Here is a 7,055-nt window from a genome sequence, read left to right on the forward strand (position 1 = left end):
CAGAACTTATCCGAGACGCGGCAGGAGAAGACAATGAGCGGCACTGTAGGCGATTTTCTGGTCGAGCGGCTGTACCAATGGGGCGTACGCCGCATCTTTGGTTACCCAGGCGACGGGATCAACGGTGTGTTCGGCGCCCTGAACCGCGCGGGCGGCAAGATCGAATTCATCCAGGCCCGGCACGAAGAGATGGCTGCCTTCATGGCCAGTGCCCACGCCAAGTTCACTGGCGAGCTGGGCGTCTGCATCGCGACGTCCGGCCCGGGTGCTTCGCATCTACTGACCGGTTTGTACGACGCGCGCATGGACCATCAGCCGGTGCTGGCCATCGTGGGCCAGCAGGCGCGCGCAGCCTTGGGCGGTCACTATCAGCAGGAGCTGGACCTGGTCTCGATGTTCAAGGACGTCGCTGGCGCGTTCGTGCAACAGGCATCCACGCCTGAACAGGTACGTCATCTGGTAGACCGCGCCGTGCGCACGGCCGTTGGAGAGCGACGTGTGACTGCCGTGATTCTGCCCAACGATCTGCAGGACCTGCCCTACGAAGACCCGCCCCGCGCCCATGGCACCGTTCATTCGGGCGTTGGTTACAGTAAACCCAAGGTGGTCCCCTTCGATGCCGACCTGCAACGCGCCGCCGATGTGCTCAACGCCGGACGCAAGGTCGCCATCCTGGTCGGGGCCGGCGCGCTGGGTGCCAGTGACGAGGTAGCCGCAGTGGCCGAGCAACTGGGTGCTGGCGTTGCCAAGGCCTTACTGGGCAAGGGCGTGCTGCCCGATGAGCTGCCGTGGGTGACTGGCGCCATCGGCCTGCTCGGGACGGAGCCGAGTTACAAGTTGATGGCCGAATGTGACACGCTGCTGATGATTGGTTCTGGCTTCCCGTATTCCGAATTCCTACCCAAGGAAGGTCAGGCGCGCGGCGTGCAAATCGACCTGCAACCCGACATGCTCAGCCTGCGTTATCCCATGGAGGTGAACCTGGTCGGTGACGCGGCGCAGACGTTGCAGGCATTACTACCTTTGCTGCACGCGCGCCCTGATCACAGCTGGCGCAAGAAAATCGAGAAGTGGCGCGCCAGCTGGGACAAGACATTGACCAAACGCGCTTTGGTCAAGGCCGACCCGATCAACCCGCAGCGAGTGGTGCATGAGCTCTCCCCGCGCCTGCCGGACCAAGCGATCATATCCAGTGATTCAGGTTCGTGCGCCAACTGGTACGCCCGTGATCTGATGATCCGCGAAGGGATGCAGTGTTCCTTGTCGGGGGGCCTGGCCTGCATGGGTGCGGCCGTACCTTACGCCATTGCTGCCAAGTTCGCCCATCCGACCCGGCCGGTGATCGCCATGGTGGGCGACGGCGCCATGCAGATGAACAACCTCGCCGAACTGATCACAGTGGCCAAATACTGGCAGCAGTGGGAAAACCCCACGTGGATCTGCGCGGTGTTCAACAACGAAGACCTCAACCAGGTGACCTGGGAGCAGCGCGTGATGGAGGGCGATCCGAAGTTCGAAGCCTCTCAGTCGATCCCTGATGTGCCTTATCACTTGTTCGCCATATCGATTGGTCTTGAGGGTATCTACGTCGAGCGTGAAGAAGATGTCGCTCTCGCTTGGGAGCGTGCCTTGGCGGCCGATCGCCCAGTCCTGATCGAGTTCAAGACGGACCCCAACGTAGCGCCACTGCCGCCGCACCTGAAACTTGAGCAGGCCAGGAAGTTTGCGACCACCTTGCTCAAGGGTGACCCGGATGAAGCCGGCGTGATCGTGCAGACCGCCAAGCAAGTGCTGAGCGCGGTGCTTCCAGGCAAGAAATGACAAGGGCTTGGCGCTTGGGATGAACGTTCCGGGCGCCTGACCAGTCGCACTCCATAGACACAGCCTACTGTGCGCAATCGAACCGTGAGGACCTACCATGACTGCACTCCCTGAACAGGGCGCTGCACAGCAGACCCTGAACTTCACCCTCAATGGCCAACCCCAGGCCCTGACAGTACAACCCTGGACCACCCTGCTCGACCTGTTGCGTGAGCAGCTGGACCTGGTGGGCACCAAGAAAGGTTGCGACCATGGCCAATGCGGCGCCTGCACCGTGCTGCGCGACGGCCGCCGGGTGAACGCTTGCCTGACCCTGGCCGTGATGTGCGAAGGTGCCGACCTCGTCACCATCGAAGGCCTGGCCGAGGGTGACCAACTGCACCCCATGCAGCAGGCATTCATCAGTCAGGACGCCTTCCAGTGTGGTTACTGCACCCCTGGCCAGATCTGCTCGGCCGTGGGCCTCGCCAATGAAGGTCACGCCCATACCCGTGCCGACATCCGCGAGCAGATGAGCGGCAACCTTTGCCGCTGCGGCGCTTACAGCAACATCGTGGCCGCCGTCGAACAGGCCCTGCCGCTGATCAAGAGGGCCCGCACATGACCCCTTTCAGCTACCACAAGCCTGCCTCGCTGGACGAGGCACTGCGCCTGACCGATGCGTCCTCGCGTTTTATTGCAGGCGGGACCAACCTGGTCGACCTGATGAAGGAAAATGTCGAACGGCCCGAGCGACTGATCGATATCACAGGACTGGAACTTGACCGTATCGAGTCCTCCAACGCGGGCGGTGTAATGATCGGCGCGTTGGTCAGCAACGCGGACCTGGCCTGGGACCCGCTCATCCGCCAGCGTTACCCACTGCTGTCGCAAGCGATCCTGGCCGGTGCATCGCCTCAGTTGCGCAACATGGCAAGCACCGGCGGCAACCTGCTGCAACGTACGCGCTGCTACTACTTCTACGACACCGGTACGCCTTGCAACAAACGCGAACCCGGCAGCGGTTGCCCGGCACGCAGCGGCTTGAATCGCATTCATGCGATTCTCGGCGCCAGCGAGGCTTGCGTGGCGACTCATCCTTCGGACATGTGCGTGGCATTGGCTGCCCTGAAGGCCGTGGTGCATGTGCAAGGGCCCGCCGCCAAACGCCAGATTCCGTTCGCCGAGTTCCATCGCCTGCCCGGCGATACGCCGCAGCAGGACAACCACCTGGCGCCTGATGAGCTGATTACCGCCATCGAGCTGCCTGATCAAGGCTTCGCCGAGCATTTCCGCTACGTGAAAGTACGTGATCGTGCCTCCTATGCCTTCGCGCTGGTCTCGGTCGCCGCTGCCCTGTACATCGAAGGCGGGGTTATTCAGGAGGCCCGCATCGCCTTGGGTGGCGTGGCCCACAAGCCATGGCGCAACGAAGCTGTCGAAGCGATGTTGCAAGCAAAGGCGCCCAGCACCGAGCTCTTCACGCAAGTGGCCACTGCCCTGCTGCAAGGGGCACAACCCCTGAGCCAGAACGGCTTCAAGGTGCAACTGGCACAACAAGCCATCATTCGGGCATTGAACGAGGCCGCCGCCGGCGGCAGCCTCGAGGGGGACGCGCAATGAGCAAGGTAGTAGGAACCCCAGCGGACCGCGTCGACGGCGCAGCGAAGGTCACCGGCCAGGCACGTTATGCCGCCGATTACCCGGAAGAAGGCCTGCTGCACGGCAGCGTCGTTTCCAGCACCATCGCCCGCGGCCGGGTGGTCAAGGTCAACAGCGACAAAGCGCTACAGGTGCCAGGCGTGGTGGCAGTACTGGACCACATCAACCGTCCGCGCATTTCCAGCTACGACGATGACTACAGTGACGATGATGCAGCCGAGGGCTCACCCTTCAGGCCGTTGTTCAATGACCGCGTGTTCTACAGCGGTCAGCCCGTCGCACTGGTCGTCGCACAGACGCTGGAAATCGCTCGGCATGCGGGCTCGCTGGTCGAGATCGATTACAGCCAGGAAAGCCATGAATCCGACCTGGAAAAGGTACTGGGTCAAGCACACGAGGCGCCGGCTGAAACACCTGAGCCCCGTGGTGACTTCCCAGGCCGGTATGCCAGCGCCCCTACCCGCGTGGACGCCACCTACTGGACGGCCAACGAACACCACAACCCGATGGAGCCCCACGCCTCCACCGTGTGCTACCAGCTCGATGGTAGCCTGGTCATCCACGACAAGACCCAAGGCACGCAGAATTGCCAGGAATACGTGCACAACGTATTCGGACTGCCCAAGGAAAAATTGCGCGTCAAGGCAGCCTTCGTCGGTGGCGCCTTCGGTTCCGGCCTGCGTCCCCAGTACCAGCTGCCCCTGGCGGTCATGGCTGCCCTGCACCTGATGCGCTCGGTGCGCGTGACCTTGACCCGCCAGCAGATGTTCACCTTTGGCTACCGTCCACGCACACAGCAACGCCTGCGCCTGGCGGCCGATGAGCAAGGCCGCCTGTCTGCCATTGGGCATGACGCCATCGGCCAGACGTCACGGTTTGAAGACTTTGCCGAGCACGTCGTCGAGTGGAGCGGCATGCTGTACCAATGCGACAACGTCGCGTTGAGCTACCGCTTGGCCCCACTGGACGTCTACACCCCATTGGACATGCGCGCGCCGGGTGCAGGTTCGGGCATGGTGGCGCTGGAGTGCGCCATGGACGAACTGGCCTGCGCAACAGGGCTGGACCCGGTCGAGTTGCGGCGACGAAACTTCGCCAGCCACAATGGCAATGAGGGTAAGCCTTACTCGAGCAAGGAATTGCTAGCCTGTTACGCACAAGGGGCCGAGCGTTTTGGTTGGGCCAAGCGCCAGGCTGCGCCCGGCTCGATGCGGGACGGCAATCAACGCATAGGCTGGGGCATGGCCGGCGGTGTATGGGAAGCCATGCAGATGCAAGCCAGCGCCAAGGCGCGTCTGGGCTGTGACGGGCACTTGACCGTCAGCAGCGCCACCACGGACATCGGCACCGGCACCTATACCGTCATGACGCAGATCGCTGCCGATGCCGCGGGCCTCGACATGGCCGATGTCACGTTCCTGCTTGGCGACTCCTCCTTGCCAAAGGCGCCGTTGCAAGGTGGGTCGTTCACCGTGTCCTCCGTCGGTTCTGCCGTGCGCAAAGCGTGCCTGGAGCTGCGCAAGCAGGTTGTCGAGCAAGCCAGGCAACAGCACCAGAGCCTGGCCAGCCTGGACGATTCCGACTTCTTGATCGCAGGTGGCCAGGTGAGCGCCGGTGAGCATTCGTTCGCCCTCGCCGACCTGCTGCCCAGTGCCCAGCAGGCCTGCTTCGAGGTGCAGGTCGAGGCGGGCCCTGACGACAAGCGCAAGCCCTACTCCACTGCCACCCATTCGGCGGTCTTCGTCGAGGTATCGGTGGACGAAGACCTGGGGACCGTGCGCGTCAAGCGCGTGGTCAGTGCGGTGGCTGCAGGCCGGGTCGTCAACCCCAAGACAGCGCGCAGCCAGATCCTGGGGGGCGTGGTGTGGGGCATCGGCATGGCGCTACACGAAGAAACCCAGACCGACCATGCGCTGGGCCGCATCCTCAACCACAACCTGGCCGAGTACCACGTGCCGGTGAATGCCGACATTGATGATATCGAGGTGATCTTTGTGGAAGAGCACGATGATGTGGTCAACGAGCTGGGCTCCAAGGGCGTGGGCGAGATCGGCGTGGTAGGTGTCGCTGCGGCCGTGGCCAATGCCATTTATCACGCCACCGGCAAGCGGGTCCGTGAGTTCCCGATCACCTTGGACAAGCTGTTGTAAACGGGCCCTGCCCTCTGGAGTAATCGCATGCCACGCCTGGGTTTCGCCTGCATGTACCGACACCCGCACCGCAGCTTGTCGGTCAAGGAGCTGGAGACCATCGAGCGTACGTTCAACCCGCGCAGCACGACGCTGCGTTGGGTTTCGGGCGCCTCCCGCGAGGCGGCTCGGAACAAGTTGCTTGAACTGGTGGAACACAACCTCCAGGCCCAGCTGCGCTTGCTCGACTATGTGGCCCAGCTGCCCCAGGCGCTGCGCATGCTGCGCCTGAGCAGCGACCTGCTGCCGCTGTACAGCCACCCTAGCGTGGCCCACGTGTACCGCGAGGCCGACTTTCAAGCGCTGATGGCCGAACGTTTCGCCGCCATCGGTGCTTTCGCGCGCGCCAGGCAGATACGCCTGTCATTTCACCCTGGACAGTACTGCGTGTTGGGCTCGGACCGCCCCGAGGTGGTGGAGAACAGCCTGGCCGAATTCGAATACCATGCCGACATGATCCGCATGATGGGTTACGGGCAGGTCTTCCAGGACTTCAAATGCAATGTGCACATTGCCGGCCGGCTGGGCGGTGCGGGGATTCGCACCGTATGGCCACGCCTGTCCGAGGTGGCCCGCAATGTGATCACCTTCGAGAATGACGAGAAGACCTATGGGCTCGACGACTGCCTGGCGTTGGCTGACCTGGCGCCGGTGGTGCTGGATATCCACCATTGCTGGATTCATGAGGGTGACTACATCGACCCGGGCGATACGCGAGTTGAGCGGGTGATCGAGAGCTGGCGCGGCGTACGCCCCACCATGCACTACTCTCAGCCCCCGGAGCACCTGCAGGCGCTGGGGTTCGGGCCTGATCGCAAGCTGGTGATCGGTGAGTTGCTGGAACAGGTGAACAAACGCGATCTGTACGCCCACAGCGCTCGCATGTGGAACCGCTGGACGAACCGCTACGCACTTCAGTTTCTCGACAGGTTCGACATCATGTTCGAGTCCAAGGACAAGAACCTGGCCACGCTTGACTACTTCAACGACTACCTGGCTTGATCGGGCCGGGCAGGCCCTCAGCCGCTTCCGGTCAGGTCACCGGCCACTTCGCAGCCGTTGCGACAGCTGCACTCGTACTCGGCCTGTGCGCGAGTAGGCAGGTTCAGGCTCAGCCTGACCTTGTCCTGCGTGTCGTACAGGTCGTAGCCCTCCCCCAGTGATGATGGAAAGCCGAGTCGCCGTGGCAGCCATTCTTTTGTTTGCGGTACAGCTGGAACCACAACGAATCGCATCTGCATGATCATCCCTCACCGGCCGTTCCTTAGTATTAGTCACGCTAAGAGAAAGCATCAAGTAGACTCATGCATGTTTATGACGTTCATTAAGTCGTACGCGCAGGTAACTGGCTGTAAGCGCAGCTTTGACGCCTGGCCAGCGCTCCCCCTGTGGGAGCAACTGTCT

General features: G+C 62.6%; 6 protein-coding genes. 5 read left to right on the forward strand and 1 reads right to left on the reverse strand.

Features of this window, described 5'->3' with window-relative positions; all coding sequences use genetic code 11:
• Window positions 1-33: 33 nt before the first annotated feature.
• The 5 genes from B2S33_RS16870 to uvsE all read left to right on the forward strand — a co-directional run bounded on the left by B2S33_RS16870 (window position 34) and on the right by uvsE (window position 6,653).
• Window positions 34-1,821 carry a thiamine pyrophosphate-requiring protein gene (locus B2S33_RS16870; RefSeq protein WP_280076708.1) on the forward strand — a complete coding sequence of 596 codons (1,788 nt, stop codon included), beginning with the start codon at window positions 34-36 and terminating at the stop codon, window positions 1,819-1,821.
• Between the two features lie 97 nt (window positions 1,822-1,918).
• Window positions 1,919-2,425, forward strand: coding sequence for a (2Fe-2S)-binding protein (locus tag B2S33_RS16875; protein ID WP_023536023.1), 507 nt, complete (start codon window positions 1,919-1,921; stop codon window positions 2,423-2,425).
• On the forward strand, window positions 2,422-3,423 hold the full coding sequence (locus tag B2S33_RS16880; RefSeq protein ID WP_088522960.1) for an FAD binding domain-containing protein: 1,002 nt from the start codon (window positions 2,422-2,424) through the stop codon (window positions 3,421-3,423). Before B2S33_RS16875 ends, B2S33_RS16880 begins: the two co-directional genes overlap by 4 nt.
• Window positions 3,420-5,612, forward strand: a complete 2,193-nt coding sequence (locus B2S33_RS16885; RefSeq protein WP_242810395.1) for a xanthine dehydrogenase family protein molybdopterin-binding subunit — start codon at window positions 3,420-3,422, stop codon at window positions 5,610-5,612. Before B2S33_RS16880 ends, B2S33_RS16885 begins: the two co-directional genes overlap by 4 nt.
• Before the next feature lie 27 nt (window positions 5,613-5,639).
• A complete protein-coding gene (gene uvsE, locus B2S33_RS16890; protein ID WP_028686993.1) occupies window positions 5,640-6,653 on the forward strand; it encodes a UV DNA damage repair endonuclease UvsE in 1,014 nt (337 codons plus the stop codon).
• 17 nt (window positions 6,654-6,670) lie between these two features.
• Here the strand turns inward: uvsE and B2S33_RS16895 are convergent, their stop codons facing one another.
• Window positions 6,671-6,898: a hypothetical protein gene (locus B2S33_RS16895; protein ID WP_049696160.1), complete on the reverse strand. Its 228-nt coding sequence runs from the start codon at window positions 6,896-6,898 to the stop codon at window positions 6,671-6,673.
• Window positions 6,899-7,055: the final 157 nt, after the last annotated feature.

The sequence above is a fragment of the Pseudomonas sp. UBA5568 genome, from assembly GCF_002425525.1.
GTDB classification, from domain to species: Bacteria; Pseudomonadota; Gammaproteobacteria; order Pseudomonadales; family Pseudomonadaceae; genus Aquipseudomonas; species Aquipseudomonas fulva.

Excerpts from the sequence above, each read along its gene's own strand:
- B2S33_RS16870 (WP_280076708.1), top strand. The coding sequence starts at position 34 with ATGAGCGGCACTGTAGGCGATTTTCTGGTCGAGCGGCTGTACCAATGG.
- B2S33_RS16875 (WP_023536023.1), top strand. The coding sequence starts at position 1,919 with ATGACTGCACTCCCTGAACAGGGCGCTGCACAGCAGACCCTGAACTTC.
- B2S33_RS16880 (WP_088522960.1), top strand. The coding sequence starts at position 2,422 with ATGACCCCTTTCAGCTACCACAAGCCTGCCTCGCTGGACGAGGCACTG.
- B2S33_RS16885 (WP_242810395.1), top strand. The coding sequence starts at position 3,420 with ATGAGCAAGGTAGTAGGAACCCCAGCGGACCGCGTCGACGGCGCAGCG.
- uvsE (WP_028686993.1), top strand. The coding sequence starts at position 5,640 with ATGCCACGCCTGGGTTTCGCCTGCATGTACCGACACCCGCACCGCAGC.
- B2S33_RS16895 (WP_049696160.1), bottom strand. The coding sequence starts at position 6,898 with ATGATCATGCAGATGCGATTCGTTGTGGTTCCAGCTGTACCGCAAACA.